Here is a 16,016-nt window from a genome sequence, read left to right on the forward strand (position 1 = left end):
AGCACCCAACTTGAAAGAGCTTCAAGAATTTCAGCGGAAACTCAAGGGCAAAGATCAGCCTTCCTTCGCACAAGCATATGGCGGGCCGGCTTTTCGGGCAAACCATGCTCGCGGCTGCGGCAGCGCGCTGAAAACCCAGGCAGATTGCCGTCAGGGAACCAGGATGGTCGTACCTGTCGTTCTGCGGCCTTCAAGGTCCGCATGTGCCTTGCCGGCATCTTTCAGCGCATAGCGCTGATTGATCTTGATCTCGACGGCGCCGCTGAGCACGACCTCGAACAGTGCGGCGGCGGAGGCATCGAGGTCCTCACGTCTGGCATTGTAGACGAACAGCGTCGGCCTGGTTGCGAACAGCGAGCCCTTCTGCGCCAGCAGCGACATCGAGAACGGCGGGATGGGTCCCGAGGACTGACCGAAGCTGACGAACATGCCGAGCGGCTTCAGGCAGTCGAGCGATGCCGGAAATGTGTCGTTACCCACCGAATCGTAGACGACATCGCACTTCTTGCCGCCGGTGATGGCTGCTACGCCGGCGACGAAATCCTGCTCCTTGTAGTTGATGACATGGTCGAAGCCGTGCGCCTTGGCGAGTTCGATCTTGTCGGTGGAACTGGCGGTGCCGATGACCGTCGCGCCGAGATGCTTCGCCCATTGGCCGAGGATCAGGCCGACCCCGCCGGCCGCGGCATGAAACAGGATGGTGTCGCCCGCCTTCACCTTGAAGGTGCGGCGCAGAAGGTATTCCGCGGTCATGCCTTTCAGCATCATGGCGGCGGCCTGCTCGTCGCTGATGCCGTCCGGTATCTTGACGACCTTGCTGGCATCGATGACGCGCTCTTGCGCGTAAGCGCCCGTCGTCACGGCATAGGCTATCCGGTCGCCCGGCTTCAGCCAGTCGATGCCCCCGCCGACTTCCAGCACCACGCCGGCGGCTTCGCTGCCCGGAATGAGCGGAAATCCGCCGGGCGGCGGATAAAGACCCGAGCGATGATAGACATCGATGAAATTGAGACCGATCGCGGTATGCCTGATCAGGATCTGCCCCGAACCCGGCTGGCCAGGATCGGCGTCCTCATGGATCAGGACTTCCGGACCGCCATTGGCGTGGATGCGGATGGCTTTGGACATGGAGAGGATTCCTTGAAGAGCGGCTGGTCAGGCTTTTTTGGCGCCGAGGTTCGGAAAGAACTGCATGAGGCCACCAATGGTTGCGAGATAGAGCCCGGTAACGGTGATTCCGATCTTGGTGAAAGTGCCGACTTGTTCGCCAAGCACGCCGATCTGGTCGTAGAAAGCGGCGAGTGCGGCCTGCGCAAGCGCGAGCGCGCCGAAAGCACACCACAACAGCGTCATGCCGAGATTGATCGGCCGCAGCCGCCTCACCCGCACCGGATGGATGAAGTTTATCGGGACAAAGGTCAGAATGCCGGCCACCACCACCACCGCGAACGAGACCCATTGTCCCGGTTCGATGACAAACAGCGTGAACACCACCATGTTCCAGACCACCGGGAATCCCTTGAAGAAATTCTCCTTCGTCTTCATGCCGGTGTCGGCATAGTAGATCGCGCTGGAGACGACGATGATCGCCGCCGAAAGGAACGACAGGCCTTCGCCCATGAAGCCCCGTTGGTAGAGCGCGAAGGCCGGGATCAGCACGTAGGTCACGTAGTCGATGATGTTGTCGAGGAGTTCGCCGGACCAGGTCGGCAGGATTTCCTTGACCTCCAGCTTTCGGGCGATCGGCCCGTCGATGCCATCGACGAACAGCGCCAAGCCTAGCCACCAGAACATGGCCGTCCAGCGCTCCTCGCTCGCCGCCACCAGCGACAGGAAAGCCAGGAACGAACCGGAGGCGGTCAGCAGATGCACCGAAAACGCACGCGCCTGCGGCCAGGTGACCTTCTTCTTCGGCCGTGGAATCCGGTCGGTGATCTTCCCGGCGATCTTGCGGGCTTTTGTGTTCTTGCTCACGGGCCCCGCCAATCAAGCTTGCAGATCTCGGCCGATCGGCCGGCGAAATTCCAGTTGCGACCAAAGGCGCGCATCTTGCTCTTGTCGGACCTTGCCACGATGATCTCCGGCGCGATCCAGTATTCCGAATTCGTGATCACCGTATCCTTGTCGCGGTCCTTGCCCGCGATTGGCGTGACCGCCCCGTCGATGATCTTCGGAATCTGGAAGATACGCGTCTTGTCCCGTGTCTCGTAGGTGATCGGCACCTGTTCGACACCCAGGAATTTGCCGACGAGGATCGAGAGCAGCGACGTGGTCCCGCCGGCCTTGCCGGTGAAGATCTTGGTCAACGCCTTGACCGCGTAAACCGAGGCTCTGATGTCGATGAACAGGCCCGCGGTCCAATTGCCGCGGCTCATGTAACCGGGGATTTCCATGATCAGCCCAAGGTTGAGGCCGGAGAGGTCGACTTCGCCGAAGTGACCCGCATCGATACGGAAACCCGCCCATGTCTGGCAATAGCCTTCTGTTGGTGGGTGACTGCCGAGCGACAAGACGCAAGGGCAAAAAACCGTGCAATTGCAGGAGAGTACGAGCTCTCCTTTCATTGCCCAGCCCGGGTCAGTCATCGAATTCCCCCCAATCACAGTGAGACTACTAGCAGCACGGCTGCCCAGACAAGCAGTATCGCACCGGCCAGCCGGGTTGGAAGACTGCCCATCGTTTGTTTTTCAATTAGGGTGAACACGCCGATCAGCGCCATCCAGAAGACGTTCATGACGCCGACGGCGAACATCACCAGCATCAATGCCCAGCAGCATCCCAGGCACCAGATACCTTGCACGATGCCCAGCCGAAAGATGCGGAAGGTCTCGGCACTCCAGTTTGAAAACAAGGTCGAGAATGGGTTCCGGCATTTCGTCAGGCAGGCCTCCTTGAGGCCGCTGAACTGGTAGAGGCCGGCAACCAGCAAGGCCAGCCCACCAGCAACGCCAAGCACCGGATCGAATACCCCCGCGGACGCGGCGACTGCGTGGACGGCAAGTGTCAGTGCCGCAAACAGCAGCGATGCGGCGAGCCAGGCGCAGAGGTAGCCGGCGACCAGCACCAGCGGATGGACGACCGGCGCCCGCTTGATCCGCGCCGTATCGGCGATCTCGCAATAGGTGCGGATCATCGGTGCCGCCGACGGCAGCATCGCGGCGATCGCCATCAGGAACCACATGAGGATGAGTGCCAAAGCACGCGGGCCGATGCTTGCGTCCAGCGGCGCTGGCGAAAGGCAAAGAACGAAAAAATGGTCCAGGAAATCGGGCAGCGGCAGCTGTGGCAGGTTGCGCAGGAGAGCGTCACCCGGCGCGCTGATCCGCGCCTCGGCGCCGCGTATCGCCATCGCGGCAAGCAGCAGCCAGGCCAACGCGATGCTTGCACAGACGACGACGTTGACCGTCAAACGCGGGTCGCGCGCGACATTTGCCGTGGCGCGGCCGGCGCGGTCGAGATGGCTGAAGTCGTCCTGTTGGCCGGTCATGACATCCGAATGGGCCGAATCGCCGCGTTGATCAAGCCGCATGATCTGCCCTATATGCCTGTTTGGACTGGCAGGTCTGGTGGCCGCCTCTCAACTGCAGACCGGAAGCCGATCTTGGAGCATCAGGAAACAGCGCGGATACTGATTGCGGGCACGGGGCCGGCGGGGTTGATCGCCGCGCTTGCCTTCGCCGATGCCGGCTTTCCGGTGACGATTGCCGGGCCGGAAACCTCGGCTCCCGACGGTCGCACCACGGCGCTCATGACGCCTGCCCTGAAGGTGCTCGAAGGGCTGGGCGTGCTCGAGGACATCAGGTCCAAGGGCGCGCCTTTGAAGGTGATGCGCATTGCCGATGCGACCGGCCGGCTGATCCGCAGCCCCGTCGTCACCTTCCGCGCCAGCGAGATCGGCGAGGAACAGTTCGGCCTGAACCTGCCCAACGGCGTCCTTGGCCCGGCGCTTGCCAGCAAGGTGGCCGCGCATTCCGGCATCGAGTGGCGCAGATCCATGGTGAAGGCATGGCATCTCGGCGCCGGCAAAGCGCATGCCACGCTGGCTGATGGCAGCGAGATCGATGCGTCCCTTGCGGTCGCCGCCGACGGCCGCCTGTCGCCGGCCCGCGAGGCCGCGGGCATCTCGACGGCGGCGCGCGCCTACCCTCAGGCGGCGCTTGTCCTCAATTTCGGCCACAACCGCGAACATGGCTTCACCTCGACGGAATTCCATACAGAGACCGGCCCGTTCACGCAGGTTCCACTGCCGGGCAATCGCTCCAGCCTTGTCTGGGTGGTCAAGCCAGAGACCGCCAAGGAGCTTGCCGCTTTGGACGATGCAACGCTCTCGCTCCGCGTCGAGCAAAAGATGCAATCGATGCTGGGCCGGGTATCCGTCGAGCCGGGTCGCCAGATTTATCCATTGTCGACGGTGACCCCCCTGCGTTTCGCGGCGCGACGGGTGGCGCTTGTCGGTGAGGCGGCGCACGTGTTCCCGCCGATCGGCGCGCAAGGCCTCAACCTAGGCATCAGGGATATTGACGATCTGGTTGGAATCGCGCGTGAAAATCGTGAGGATCCGGGGGCTGTTGCGGCCCTTGCTGCATACGATTTCAAGCGCCGGCCCGATATTCTGGCGCGCAGCAGCGCTGTCACTCTGCTCAACATGTCGCTGCTTTCGGACATGTTGCCGGCGCAGATGGCGCGTGGCGTTGGCCTGGGTGTACTTGGCGGCTTTACACCGCTGCGCGCCTTCTTCATGCGGGAAGGGCTTCGCCCGGGCAGCGGCTTTGCGGCCCTTGCGGGCCTTCGGAAGCCGGCTCGGCAGCGATAGCGATTTTGCGGACTTTGCCGCGGTATCGCGACGTTCATCAAAACCTTTGTTGCGCATACCGCGTATCTTGAAGGCGCTCAAACGCTCGGGATTGAATTGATGCGGAGTCTGCGCCAAATAAAGCCAAGGAATTCAGTGGTGAGTGCGATGAAAACGGCCAAATTCGCGATCGGACAGGTGGTTCGCCACCGGCTGTTCCCGTTCCGAGGCATCATTTTCGACGTCGATCCGCAATTCGCCAACACCGACGAATGGTACGAGGCCATCCCCGCCGACGTACGGCCGCGCAAGGACCAACCATTCTACCACCTGCTCGCCGAGAATTCGGAAACCGAATACATCGCCTATGTGTCCGAGCAGAATTTGCTCGAGGACCAATCGGGAGAACCGGTCCGCCATCCGCAAATCAAGGAAATGTTCGACAAGAAGCCGGATGGGCGCTATGCGCCGAAACGGCAGTCCAGGCACTGACTTCCGGCATGCTGAGTATGGCCAGAAATGAAAAAAGCGGGGCATGACCCCGCTTTTTTGACTCGCTATGTTCCCGACGCCGGATCAGTTGGCGGTCTTCGCCTTGTCCTGCTCGTCCTTGAGCTTCTTGGCGAAATCCTGGTTGTTCTTGGCGACGAAGTCCTGAAGCTTCTTCTGCCGGTCCTCGATGTCCGACTGCTGCAGCGGCGGGCCGTCATAGGCGCCGCTGAAGCCCTGCAGCGCGATCTTGATCGGGTTGGCCTGGTTCTGGAAATTGATCGAGGTCAGCGTGATCCCCTGACCCTTCTTGAACGAAGCGACAAGCTGATCGGTCAGCGGCACTTCCGCCACGCAACGATCCGGGAAGCAGATGACATAGTCGAGCTTCTGCGCCTTGCCGGTGTCGATCTGCAGGCCGATGCCGGGAGGCACGAGGCGGCCGGTCGGGACCGTCACCTGGAACACTTTGCGGTTCACCTTGCCCTTGAGCTCGATCAGGCTGACGCCGGTGACGAGTTGGCCATTGCCAGCAGTGACAATGTTCTGGACATTGCAGATGTCGACGTCTTCCTGCTTGGTGCAGGCCTTGAACCAGCCCTGCGGAATCTGCGGCTGCTGCTGCGCGGAAGCAGAGGGAAGTCCTGCGCCGAGAAAGCCAACCACGCCTGCGGCCATGACCGACAGGCGGTACGCGTTGCTGTTCAGGCTCGTCATGTCGTGCACTTCCTCTCAATGATCCCGGGACCGGCTTCTTCGTGCCGTGTGGTCCAGCTACCTGTTGCCAAAATGAGGCAACAGAATGACTTCGGACGGCGTGTTACACTGCAAGCGGCGTCGAATCCAGCCCGCCGACCGGTAATTCTTGACGACGCCATTGGCCGCCACGCAGGTGCCCCATGCTAGGGTGCGGACCGAATCATCAAGCCGACCTGTTAAGGAGACGGTCATGGGCCGCGTTCTTGTTTGGCTGGTCACCGCATTATCGTTTTTCAGCCTGTCGTCGCCACCGGCGCTGTCGGAGCCGAAACACGCGATTGCGATGCAGGGCGAACCGGCCCTGCCGCCGGACTACACCCATTTCAGCTACGTCAATCCCGACGCGCCGAAGGGTGGCAGCATTACCTATTGCGTCGTCGGCAGCTTCGACAATCTCAACCCTTTCATCCTGAAAAGCCTGCGCACGACCGCGCGCGGCATGATGGACACGATTTACGGCAATCTGGTCTTCGAGCCGCTGATGCAGCGCAGTGCCGACGAGGCCTTTACCCTTTATGGGCTTCTGGCCGACACCGCCGACATGGATCCCGAGCGCAAGACCATCGAATTCCATCTCAACCCGAATGCCAAATGGTCGGATGGTCAGCCAGTGACGCCGGAAGACGTGCTGTTCACCTACGATGCCTATACGCAGAAAGGCCGTCCGCCCTACAGCGACCGCATGGCCAGGATCGCCAAGCTCGAAAAGACGGGCGACCACAGCGTGCGCTTTACCTTCAATGACAAGGCCGATCGTGAGTTTCCCCTGATCATCGCGCTGACGCCGATCATCCCCAAACACGCTTTCGACATCGGCACTTTCGACAGGACGACGCTGAAGCCGTTGATCGGCAGCGGTCCCTACAGGATCGCACAGGTGACGCCCGGCCAACGCATCGTCTTCAAGCGCAACCCCGACTATTGGGGCAAGGACGTTCCCGCCAAGCGCGGTTTCGACAATTACGACCAGATCACCATCGAGTATTTTCTCAACGCCAACGCCAAGCTCGAAGCCTTCAAGAAGGGTCTTTGCGCCATCGATGACGACAGCGATCCGGTGAAACGCGAGCGCGATCTCGACTTTCCGGCGTTTCATAGGGGAGACGTTGTCTCAGAAACCTTCGATACCGGCATTCCACCCGTCGTGACGGGTTTTCTGTTCAACACGAGGCTGCCGAAGTTTTCCAACCCCGTGGTTCGGCGCGCGCTCGGCATGCTTTATGATTTCGAATGGGCCAACAAGAACCTGTTCGGCGGCAAGTACACCCGCACGATGAGCTACTGGCAGAACTCGGAGCTTTCCGCGCTCGGCCATCCTGCTGATGACAGGGAAAAGGCGCTGCTGGCGCCCTACCCCGGCCGCGTGCCGGCCGACGTCATGGACGGCACCTGGAAACCGCCGGTGACGGACGGTTCGGGCCAGGACCGCAAGGTGCTGAAGACAGCTTTCGATCTTCTGAAAAGCATCGGCTACCATGTGCAGGACGGCACGATGATCGATCCTGACGGTAAACCTTTCGGCTTCGAGATTCTGACCGCCTCGCAGGATGAAGAACGTCTGGCCGGCATCTACCAGCGCACGCTTGAGAAGATCGGCATCAATGTCAGCATCCGCAGCCTGGACGGCGACCAGATCCAGTCGCGCAAGCAGCGTTTCGACTTCGAGGTCCTGATCGGCTCCAGCGGCTTCAACAATTCGTTGTCCCCTGGCATCGAGCAGATCGGGCGCTGGTCGTCCGCCGCGGCCAGGACCGAGGGATCGTTCAACCTCGCCGGCGTCGCCGATCCGGCGATCGATGCGGCCATCGACGCAATGCTGCGAGCCCGTTCAAAGGAGGACTACGTCGCGGCGGTTCGCGTTCTCGATCGGCTGCTGATCTCCGGCAATTACATGGTGCCGATGCAGTACAATACGCAGCAGTGGCTTGCTTACTGGAATTATCTGGAACATCCGCGCAAGACGCCCATATTCGGTTATCAGCTGCCAACATGGTGGCGCAAACCGAGCTGAAATCCGGAGATCGAGATGAGCGAAGCGAACGCCATAACCGTCGATGTGGTGTCGGACGTCGTCTGCCCATGGTGCTTCATCGGTCAGAAGCGGCTGGACAAGGCGATCGCCGCGGCCGGCGATGTCGAAGTGCATATACGCTGGCGGCCGTTCCAGCTCGATCCAACCATTCCGCCGCAAGGCAAGGACCGCCACGGCTACATGCTGGCCAAGTTCGGCAGCGACGAGCGCATTCGCGAAATTCATGCCCGCATCGAACCGCTTGGCGAAGCTGAAGGCATTTCCTTTGCCTTCGACGCCATCAAGGTGGCGCCGAACACACTCGACGCGCATCGGCTGATCCGCTGGGCCGGTGCCGCCGGCGAGGACGTCCAGAACCGACTGGTGCGCCGCCTATTCCAGCTGAATTTCGAGGAAGGCGCCAATATCGGCGACCACACCGTCTTGGTCGAAGCTGCCCGCGAGGCCGGCATGGACGCCGCTATTGTCGAAACGCTCTTGCCGAGTGACGCTGATGTCGAGGCGGTTCGCACGGAAATCGCCACCGCGTCGCGCATGGGCATCACAGGCGTGCCGTGCTTCCTGCTTGAGGATAAATATGCCGTGATGGGTGCGCAGGATGCCGACAGGTTGGCAGATGCGATCCGTCAGGTCGCGGCGGCCAAGGCGCGTGGCGAGTTGGAGAAAGCCGGCTGAGGCCAGCGGACGCCAATTCGCCTTCATTTGGCGTGCTGATGAAAGAGCCGCTTGCCATTGGGCCGGTGCGGATCACCCCTTTGGTTGACGAATGGGCAAGAACGATCCTGCACTCCCGCTGTTCCAATCCGATATTGGCGACTTCGCCACGGCGAGGAATCAGACGTTGAGGACAGCGTGTTCTCAGGCATTCTGGCCAGGTCTCGGGAAGAGAACCCCGGCCCTCATGAATTTTTGAGTTACGAAACCGTGTGCCAGGTTTCCCCAGGGGAAGATCGACAGAAGCCCCGTTCGCCGCGCCCAGGTTGCTGAAACCAATCAAAATTTTCTGATCGTTGCCCACCGTTTTGCTGGCGATTCGATCTTCAATCTGTTGCCTCAGTGCAACGGCCGCGAGAGCAATCCCACAGGCCTGGTTTAAAAATTAATGGAAAATGATCAATTGGTGTTACCATCCGTAACAAAACAAAAAAGGTTTGGGCGGGATCGTGATTCGGATCGGCAGGCGATCGCAAGAGTCAGTACCGGATGGACTACGCAGCGACGCCGCAGGGCGGTCGCATTTGACGCCGGTATCCTCGATGCGCAATTTCTGGGGGCTCGTGCGAGCCTACTGGATCTCGGACCGCTGGAAGGAAGCCTGGGCGCTGACGCTGGTGATAGCCCTGCTCACCGCGCTGTCCAGCAAGGCTAGCGTGTGGTTCGCCATGGCGTCGGGCGAATTGGTGAATTCGATCGCCTTCCTGCACGATGCCGCCAACACCAGGCCCTTGGAAACAATCCTGACCAACGCCGGCATACTGGTGCTGCTCGTCATGCTCAAGGATGTCGGCTTCACCGGCGTGCGCAATCTCGTCTCGGCAACCTTGCACCGCAAATGGCGCGGCTGGCTGAACGACCAATTCAACCAGGCCTTGCTTGACGGCAACCATACCCATTTTCACGCTCAACATGGTTCCGCGGACGGCGGCATCGTTGCGCCCGACAATGTCGACCAGCGCATCCAGGAATCGATCAAGGACATGACCGGCGGTGCGATCGGCCTCGCCATGGGCGTGCTGGGGCTGGCGACTTCGCTCTATTTCATAGGCCAGAACCTGTTGCAGTCGTCAGTGGAGGTCAAAGGCCTGGAGTTCCTTGGCAGCTATGGCAGCGCTGTTCTCGCCCTTCTCGCGGTTGCCACCTACGTCCCCCTCAACACCTGGATCGCCGTCAAGCTCGGCAGCCTGCTGGAACGTCTCAATATTCGCATGCAGAAGGCCGAGGGAAGTTATCGTAGCGAACTGACGACGTTCCTGCGCCGCAGCTTCCATGTCGCCGCCTCGCATGGCGAGGGCGTGCAGAAGAGGATGCACGACCGGCTCTATGTCGACATCGATCGCACCTGGGGGCGGCTGAATGTCGTCAACTCCAGCTATATGTCGTTCGAGCTGATCTACAACTTCGTCGGCGCCCGTATCGTCGCCTATGCTCCAGGCCTTGTGCCGTTCATCCACAGCCGCTTGGACTATAAAGGCTACATCACCGGCTCCGAAATGGTCGCCCAGCTCATCAGCCAGTGTTCCTGGTTCATCCATGTCATGCCCGCCATCGCGACGCTGCGCGCCAACAGCCAGCGCGTGACGGAGCTCGCCAACGCGATCGAGAAAGTCCAGCACCCGCAGGAATTCTACAGCCAGAGCGGCCGTTCCGACTTCCACTACGCCAGCCAGAATCCGGTCTTCGGTCTGACCATCCAGAAGCTGGAGCTGGCGCATCAGGGTGAGGATGCGACACCATTTCTCAGTTCCGCCAACCTGCGCTTCCGGCGCGGCGAATGGACCTTCCTGAAAGGCGAATCCGGGTGCGGCAAGACCTCGCTGATCAAGGCGATCAACGGCCTGTGGCCTTATGGCCGCGGCACCATCGTCTTCCCCGAGGGCGTCAAGAGCTTCTATGCCGCCCAAGAGGTCAAGCTGCCGCAGGTGTCGCTGAAACAGCTGGTCTGCCTACCAGGCTCCGAAGGCGACCACGGCGATACCCAGGTCGCGTCGGCACTGCACAAGGCTGGCCTTGGCGATTTCATCGAACACATGGCCAATGAAAGCCGTGAGGGCAAGAGCTGGGATCAGGTCCTGTCGGGCGGCCAGAAGCAGAAGCTGGTGGTGGCTCGTATCATCCTGCAGCAACCGGGCCTGCTGTTCCTTGACGAGGCCACCGGGGCTCTCGACCCTGATGGCAAGATTGCCTTCCACCAAGCCATCAAGGACAACTGCCCTGATGTGACGGTGATCAGTGTCATGCACGAAGCCGTGGCACCGAGATCTGCCGCCGGGACCGAGTTCTACCACTCGATGGTCCTGATCGCCGACGGCGTCGCCACGAAGAAGCCGCTTGCCCCGAGCCTGCCGCTGGAACTCACCACGATCCTGGCCCAGCCAAGGCCGGTCGAGGACAAATGGACGCGTTTCTCGCGCCGGCTGAAGCAGAAATAACGCTGATGTCACCGTGGCTTGCCACGGTGACCGGTCCACGGTGATCACAGTCTCGCGATCCGGGCCGTTCGGCACTGTTTTCCTTCCTCACCGCGATTGACTCGGCAAGGCGCGCTCCTATGTTGCGCCGGCTTGCAGCAGTCAAAAGCGAACCCGCAAGCAGAAAGGTCACCGCGCCATGCCTGGCGACAGCCACAGTCGAACGCAACCGCCGTCCGCCTAGACGTGACCTGAATGGTTCATGTCCTGCCGGACGGCAAGGAGTGAGCCATGAACGATTTTTTCCCCGTAGCGGACGACGAGGCCGTCGCCATCGCCCGCATCCTTGCCAATGATCACGTCGCCGACCTTGTCGAGGCGCTCAACCATGAATCGCGCGAAACCGCGACGGAGCTGCTTTGCGCCATACCCTTCGAACGGCTGGTCGAGATTTTCGACCAGCCTGAGCTCGAAGGCGCGCCCGAACTGGCGGAGGCCCTGCCCCGTCCCAAGGCGAGCAAGCTGCTCACCGCCATGTCCGTCGACCGCGCGGCCGACATCCTGCGCGAGCTCGACGAGCCGGCACGCTCCGAGCTGCTCGGTGCGCTGGCGCCGCCGCTGCGCGCCACCCTGCTTTCCATTCTGGGCTATCCCGAAGGCAGCGCCGCCTCGATCATGACGACGGAGTTCGTCAGCGTGCCCTCCGACTGGACCGTCGGACGCACGCTCGACTACATCCGCAAGGTCGAACGGACGCGCGAGACCGTCTATGCAATCTACATTGTCGATCCGCGGACAAATCTCCTGGTGCGGTCGACGGGCTTGCGTCGGCTCATCACCGGTGAAGCGGACGACCCGATCCTGTCGGTAGCGCCGGACCGCCTGCCGGTGACAGTCACTCCGCTGACGGATCGTGAACACCTGGCGCAGACGATCTCCAAATACGATCTGCTCGCCGTCCCGGTCGTCGACAACGGCAAGATCCTCGGCATCGTCACCATCGACGACATCATCGACACGATGATCGAGGAGACGACCGAAGACGTGCATCGCTTTGGCGGCATGGAGGCTTTGGACGAGCCGTACATGAAGATGAGCTTTCTCGCCATGATCAAGAAGCGCGGTGGTTGGCTCTGTGCGCTGTTCATCAGCGAGATGCTGACGGCCAATGCAATGCAAAGCTATGAGGGCGAGCTGGAGAAGGCGATCGTGCTGACGCTGTTCATCCCGCTGATCATGAGCTCCGGCGGCAATTCCGGCTCGCAGGCGACCTCGCTGGTCATCCGCGCGCTGGCGCTGCGCGAAATCGGCCTTCGTGACTGGTGGCGGGTGGCGCTGCGCGAACTGCCTACCGGTCTCGTGCTCGGCGCCATGCTGGGCGCGGTCGGCGTCTGCCGCATCGCGCTCTGGCAATATATGGGCTTCTATGACTATGGCCCGCACTGGCCGTTGATTGCCGCGACCGTTGGTGCCGCACTGGTCGGCATCGTCACCTTCGGTTCGCTGTCGGGGTCGATGCTGCCTTTCGCCCTGAAACGGATCGGTTTCGACCCCGCCAGTGCATCCGCGCCGTTCGTCGCCACGCTGGTCGATGTCACCGGACTGGTGATCTATTTCTCGGTGGCGCTCGTCATCCTGCGCGGCACTTTGCTGTAGCGGTTCGACTGCCGCCGCCGGCCATGGCTGGCGGCGGCAGCGCCGCGTCAGGCGACGTCAGACGCGCTCGCCGTCCTTCACCCGATAGGTCGGCTTGTACATGGTGACGAGCTCTTCGGAGGCGGTCGGGTGCACGGCCATTGTGCGGTCGAAGTCGTCCTTGGTCAGTCCGGCCTTCAGGGGGATGCCGAGCAGCTGTGCCATTTCGCCGGCATCCGGCCCCAATATGTGGGCGCCGAGAACCCTGCGCGAAGCGCCATCGACGACCAGCTTTATCAGCATCTTTTCGTCACGGCCCGACAGCGTGTGCCGCATCGGCCGGAAGCTGGCGCGGTAGATTTCGACATCGGCGAAGCGCTTTACGGCTTCGTCTTCCGACAGGCCGACCGTGCCGATTTCCGGTTGCGAGAAGACAGCCGTTGCGATCGTGTCGTGGTCGGGCGCCGTCGGATTGTCCTTGAAGGCCGTCTCGACGAAGCACATGGCTTCGTGAATCGCCACCGGGGTCAGCTGCACGCGGTTGGTGACATCGCCGATCGCCCAGATATTGTCGATGCTGGTGCGGGAATACGGGTCGACCTTGATCGCACCGGTCGCGGCGGTCATATCGAGGCCTATGCCTTCCAGGCCCATATTCTCGGTGTTGGGGATGCGGCCGATGGCCAGCATCACCTGATCGACCGTCAGCACCTGCCCCCCGATGAGCTGCGCGTCGAGCCGTCCGTCCGGCCGCTTGCTGACCGATTCGGAGACGGAATGGCAAAGGATCTTTATCCCCTTCTTCTCCATCGTCTCATGCAGCGTGCGCCGCAGGTCCATGTCGAAGCGGCCGAGGATTTCCTTGCCGCGATAGACCAGTGTGGTGTCTACGCCGAGGCCATGGAAGATGTTGGCGAACTCGACCGCGATATAGCCGCCGCCCTCGATCATGATCGCCTTTGGCAGTTCCTTGAGGTCGAAAGCCTCGTTGGAAAAGATGCAGTGTTCGTGGCCGGGCAGCGCCGGATGCGCTGCCGGACGGCCGCCGGTGGCGATCAGGATCTGATCGGCGGTGACGGTGCGGTCCTCGCTCAGGAGGTGGATCACGTGCGGGTCGACGATCATCGCCCGCGTGTGAAACGTCTCGCCACCCGAACCCTCGACATTCTTCTTGTAGATCGCTTCCAGGCGGCTGATCTCGCGGTCCTTGTTGGCGACCAGCGTCTGCCAGTCGAAACTGGCTTCCGGCACTGTCCAGCCATAGCCGGCGGCGTCGGCGAAATGCTCGGGAAATTGCGAGGCATAGACATAGAGCTTCTTCGGCACGCAGCCCCTGATGACGCAGGTGCCACCGAAACGGTATTCTTCGGCAATGCCAACGCGCTTGCCGAGCGCTGCCGCGACCCGCGCCGCCCTCACCCCTCCGGAGCCGCCGCCGATGACGAAGAGGTCGTAGTCATAACCGGCCATGAAGCGGCTCCTTGAACGCCAAAATTCGACTGACAGGTAGGCCGCAAACCGTCAAAAGCAAAGCCCGGACAAGCCGGGCTTCACAGATGGCCGCAAGGCCGTCGGAAAGATCACGATCAGTTCTGCGTGCCGTCCGCCGGCGCAGAACCGTCGGCGGGGGCCGCGCCATCCGCCGGAGCAGCTCCGTCCGCAGGAGCAGCACCATCCGCGGGGGCGGTTGCATCGGCGGGTGCGGCCGGCGCCTTGGCTTTTGCCGCCGCTGCCAGAGTCTCGCCGACTTGCTGGGCGAGATCGCGCGCGACGCCGTTCTGCCAGATGTCGGCGGCCTTGACGAGGTCACGCGTCACGGTCGGGCCGCTGTCGAGCAGCTTCTTGCCGGACTCGGAGCTGTAGAAAGCCGCGATGTCGGAGAGTTCCTTTTCGGAAAACACCTTCGCATAGGCAAGAGCCGCTTCCTTCTCGAGATCCGCACGGCGTGAGGCCATCGCCAGCGCCTTCTCGTTGATCGTCTTGCCGATCAGTTCCTGCATGTCCGGGTTCTTCTGGATAAGCTGCGATTCGAGCGCCGCGGCGGCCTGCGGCAGGATGTTGTCGAACGGGTCGGTCGCGTGGATCGCGGCGACCGCGGCGCGTGCGGCCTTCAGATGCGATTCCGTGACGTCCTGCGCGAAGACAGGCGAGGAGAACGCGAAGACGGCCGAAGCCGCCACAAGGACGGAAAGACGGCGAACCCGGTTATGCAACATCATGATCGGTAGAACTCCCTGGTTTTCGGGCGGCATGGACAGTTTGGATACCGTCGCCGCCGGCGATGATGGCCGCTGACGCCAGCCCGATGAAAAGACCATGCTCGACCACGCCAGGAATGGCGTGGAGAGCATTCGAAAGCGCTCTTGTATCCGGAATGCGGCCAAAAGATGCATCGAGGATAAAATGGCCGCCGTCTGTAACAAAAGGCTGGCCTCCCGTCATCCTCAATGTCACCGGACCGGAAAGGCCGAGATTTCCAGCCGCCATGGCCACGGCGATCTCGGTCGCGCGCAGGCCGAACTGGTTGACTTCGATTGGAAGCGGAAACCGGCCGAGTGTCTCGACCATCTTCGAACGGTCGGCGATGACGATCATGCGCTGCGAGGCCGCGGCCACGATCTTCTCGCGCAGCAGCGCGCCGCCGCCGCCCTTGATCAATGTCAGCTCCGGGTCGACCTCGTCGGCACCGTCGACGGTGAGATCGAGTTCGGGCGTTTCCTCCAGCATCGACAGCGGCACGCCGAGTTCGCGGCACAGCGCAGCAGTGCGTTCAGAGGTCGGCACGCCCGTTATGGTCATGCCGGTGGCGACCTTGTCGGCAAGCAGCCGCACGAACTCCTCGGCAGTGGTGCCGGTGCCGATGCCGAGCCGCATGCCGTCGCTGACATGGGCAAGGGCCGCCCGCGCGGCCTCGACCTTCAATTGTCTCGCATCCATGCTGCTTTGCTGCCCCGAAACCGAATGCATGTCGCCCAAAATGACCTCGGCTTTGGGAAAACGACATGCATGAAAGAAAGACCTGAAGCGCGCCGCATGAGTCGGTTTCGACGCGACGCGCTTTAGCGTTTTCGGCTCCTAGCATTTTTGCAGGCCGGGTCAAAGCCCTTGGCGGCCGTCCCGCCGGTCTGCTTGCCTTAACGCGTCGCAGCCGTTATCGCCTGCCATGCACAAACCTGCGCAG

14 protein-coding genes are annotated in these 16,016 nt (G+C 61.8%); 6 read left to right on the top strand and 8 right to left on the bottom strand.

What is annotated here, in order from left to right; genetic code table 11:
• Positions 1-150: 150 nt before the first annotated feature.
• The 4 genes from LB524_RS24445 to LB524_RS24460 are packed head-to-tail and all read right to left on the bottom strand — an operon-like array spanning position 151 to position 3,529.
• On the bottom strand, positions 151-1,128 hold the full coding sequence (locus tag LB524_RS24445) for a quinone oxidoreductase family protein (RefSeq protein WP_140790795.1): 978 nt from the start codon (positions 1,126-1,128) through the stop codon (positions 151-153).
• A 27-nt stretch (positions 1,129-1,155) separates the two neighbouring features.
• Entirely contained in the window at positions 1,156-1,974 is an 819-nt protein-coding gene (gene pcsA, locus LB524_RS24450; RefSeq protein WP_181173904.1) for a phosphatidylcholine synthase, read from the bottom strand.
• Positions 1,971-2,585 (bottom strand): DUF1326 domain-containing protein, encoded by a 615-nt coding sequence (locus tag LB524_RS24455; protein ID WP_015317885.1) that lies wholly within the window; start codon positions 2,583-2,585, stop codon positions 1,971-1,973. The genes pcsA and LB524_RS24455 overlap by 4 nt, the downstream gene beginning before the upstream one ends.
• A 14-nt stretch (positions 2,586-2,599) precedes the next feature.
• On the bottom strand, positions 2,600-3,529 hold the full coding sequence (locus LB524_RS24460) for a DUF2182 domain-containing protein (protein WP_140619648.1): 930 nt from the start codon (positions 3,527-3,529) through the stop codon (positions 2,600-2,602).
• Between the two features lie 72 nt (positions 3,530-3,601).
• On the opposite strand from LB524_RS24460, the gene LB524_RS24465 reads away from it, so the two are divergent.
• Positions 3,602-4,813, top strand: coding sequence for a UbiH/UbiF family hydroxylase (locus LB524_RS24465; RefSeq protein WP_224530850.1), 1,212 nt, complete (start codon positions 3,602-3,604; stop codon positions 4,811-4,813).
• A 147-nt stretch (positions 4,814-4,960) separates the two neighbouring features.
• A complete protein-coding gene (gene hspQ / locus LB524_RS24470; protein WP_027142695.1) occupies positions 4,961-5,284 on the top strand; it encodes a heat shock protein HspQ in 324 nt (107 codons plus the stop codon).
• Positions 5,285-5,368: 84 nt separating this feature from the next.
• Here the strand turns inward: hspQ and LB524_RS24475 are convergent, their stop codons facing one another.
• Positions 5,369-5,998 (bottom strand): invasion associated locus B family protein, encoded by a 630-nt coding sequence (locus tag LB524_RS24475; RefSeq protein ID WP_015317881.1) that lies wholly within the window; start codon positions 5,996-5,998, stop codon positions 5,369-5,371.
• Between the two features lie 232 nt (positions 5,999-6,230).
• On the opposite strand from LB524_RS24475, the gene LB524_RS24480 reads away from it, so the two are divergent.
• From LB524_RS24480 to mgtE, 4 genes are all read left to right on the top strand, one after another.
• Entirely contained in the window at positions 6,231-8,051 is a 1,821-nt protein-coding gene (locus LB524_RS24480) for an extracellular solute-binding protein (protein ID WP_224530853.1), read from the top strand.
• Positions 8,052-8,066: 15 nt separating this feature from the next.
• On the top strand, positions 8,067-8,747 hold the full coding sequence (locus LB524_RS24485) for a DsbA family oxidoreductase (RefSeq protein WP_224530855.1): 681 nt from the start codon (positions 8,067-8,069) through the stop codon (positions 8,745-8,747).
• 581 nt (positions 8,748-9,328) lie between these two features.
• Complete coding sequence (locus LB524_RS24490; protein WP_181173931.1) at positions 9,329-11,221, top strand: ABC transporter ATP-binding protein/permease; 1,893 nt, start codon at positions 9,329-9,331, stop codon at positions 11,219-11,221.
• A 270-nt stretch (positions 11,222-11,491) separates the two neighbouring features.
• Positions 11,492-12,856 (top strand): magnesium transporter, encoded by a 1,365-nt coding sequence (mgtE, locus tag LB524_RS24495; protein ID WP_224530858.1) that lies wholly within the window; start codon positions 11,492-11,494, stop codon positions 12,854-12,856.
• Positions 12,857-12,913: 57 nt separating this feature from the next.
• On the opposite strand, the gene gor is transcribed toward mgtE, so the two are convergent.
• The 3 genes from gor to rpiA form a co-directional block, all read right to left on the bottom strand.
• Positions 12,914-14,305 carry a glutathione-disulfide reductase gene (gene gor, locus LB524_RS24500; RefSeq protein WP_140824446.1) on the bottom strand — a complete coding sequence of 464 codons (1,392 nt, stop codon included), beginning with the start codon at positions 14,303-14,305 and terminating at the stop codon, positions 12,914-12,916.
• A 116-nt stretch (positions 14,306-14,421) separates the two neighbouring features.
• Positions 14,422-15,054 carry a DUF2059 domain-containing protein gene (locus LB524_RS24505; RefSeq protein ID WP_140619662.1) on the bottom strand — a complete coding sequence of 211 codons (633 nt, stop codon included), beginning with the start codon at positions 15,052-15,054 and terminating at the stop codon, positions 14,422-14,424.
• Entirely contained in the window at positions 15,041-15,772 is a 732-nt protein-coding gene (rpiA, locus tag LB524_RS24510; protein ID WP_224530860.1) for a ribose-5-phosphate isomerase RpiA, read from the bottom strand. Before rpiA ends, LB524_RS24505 begins: the two co-directional genes overlap by 14 nt.
• Positions 15,773-16,016: the final 244 nt, after the last annotated feature.

Origin of the sequence: Mesorhizobium sp. ESP6-5 (genome assembly GCF_020164695.1) — a bacterium.
Taxonomy (GTDB): Bacteria; Pseudomonadota; Alphaproteobacteria; order Rhizobiales; family Rhizobiaceae; genus Mesorhizobium; species Mesorhizobium australicum.

What these genes read in the sequence shown, in the direction of transcription:
- LB524_RS24445 (WP_140790795.1), bottom strand. Translation starts at nt 1,128, where the DNA reads ATGTCCAAAGCCATCCGCATCCACGCCAATGGCGGTCCGGAAGTCCTG.
- LB524_RS24455 (WP_015317885.1), bottom strand. Translation starts at nt 2,585, where the DNA reads ATGACTGACCCGGGCTGGGCAATGAAAGGAGAGCTCGTACTCTCCTGC.
- LB524_RS24460 (WP_140619648.1), bottom strand. Translation starts at nt 3,529, where the DNA reads ATGCGGCTTGATCAACGCGGCGATTCGGCCCATTCGGATGTCATGACC.
- hspQ (WP_027142695.1), top strand. Translation starts at nt 4,961, where the DNA reads ATGAAAACGGCCAAATTCGCGATCGGACAGGTGGTTCGCCACCGGCTG.
- LB524_RS24475 (WP_015317881.1), bottom strand. Translation starts at nt 5,998, where the DNA reads ATGACGAGCCTGAACAGCAACGCGTACCGCCTGTCGGTCATGGCCGCA.
- LB524_RS24480 (WP_224530853.1), top strand. Translation starts at nt 6,231, where the DNA reads ATGGGCCGCGTTCTTGTTTGGCTGGTCACCGCATTATCGTTTTTCAGC.
- LB524_RS24485 (WP_224530855.1), top strand. Translation starts at nt 8,067, where the DNA reads ATGAGCGAAGCGAACGCCATAACCGTCGATGTGGTGTCGGACGTCGTC.
- LB524_RS24490 (WP_181173931.1), top strand. Translation starts at nt 9,329, where the DNA reads ATGCGCAATTTCTGGGGGCTCGTGCGAGCCTACTGGATCTCGGACCGC.
- mgtE (WP_224530858.1), top strand. Translation starts at nt 11,492, where the DNA reads ATGAACGATTTTTTCCCCGTAGCGGACGACGAGGCCGTCGCCATCGCC.
- gor (WP_140824446.1), bottom strand. Translation starts at nt 14,305, where the DNA reads ATGGCCGGTTATGACTACGACCTCTTCGTCATCGGCGGCGGCTCCGGA.
- LB524_RS24505 (WP_140619662.1), bottom strand. Translation starts at nt 15,054, where the DNA reads ATGATGTTGCATAACCGGGTTCGCCGTCTTTCCGTCCTTGTGGCGGCT.
- rpiA (WP_224530860.1), bottom strand. Translation starts at nt 15,772, where the DNA reads ATGGATGCGAGACAATTGAAGGTCGAGGCCGCGCGGGCGGCCCTTGCC.